The following is a 483-nucleotide window of genomic DNA, read 5'->3' on the forward strand; positions in this document are numbered from 1 at the left end:
TAGACGGCAGAGACGGCCCAGGAGACCGATATGGTGGACACAAACTCACAGACCGAGACGGAACAGACGGAACAGGTGGATAATGTACCACAGGCACCACAGGCGGAACAGGTAGCACAGTCAGAAGGGGCGAAACAGACGACTGTGTCGGAACTGGAGCCAGTAACGCAACGGGAGCACGATACGTACTACCTCGATGAAGCGGTCCGAGAGGAACTGGAGCGGGTGTACCGACGGATGTCGCTCGACATCCTCGAGGAGACTGGCGTCGATCTCGATGAGCAGCGTGTCGGTGGGCGGAACCGCTACTTCCGGCCGCTGGCGCTGCTGCTGGGCGCCCGAGAGCTAGCCGATATGTCGCCCGACGAGTTGCGGAAGACGGTCGAGGAGGAAGACCTCGTCGACGACCTCCCTGAGAGCGAAAAATAGCGATTCCGTATTGCGACATACACTATACAAACAGACGAAATCTGATGTTGCGAA

At 58.2% G+C, this 483-nt stretch carries 1 protein-coding gene; it reads left to right on the forward strand.

Annotated features, from left to right (window positions below):
- Positions 1 to 30: 30 nt before the first annotated feature.
- A complete protein-coding gene (locus DVK06_RS17435) occupies positions 31 to 429 on the forward strand; it encodes a hypothetical protein (RefSeq protein WP_121601152.1) in 399 nt (132 codons plus the stop codon).
- Positions 430 to 483: the final 54 nt, after the last annotated feature.

The sequence above is a fragment of the Halorubrum sp. Atlit-28R genome (assembly GCF_003665955.1).
Taxonomy (GTDB): domain Archaea; phylum Halobacteriota; class Halobacteria; order Halobacteriales; family Haloferacaceae; genus Halorubrum; species Halorubrum tropicale.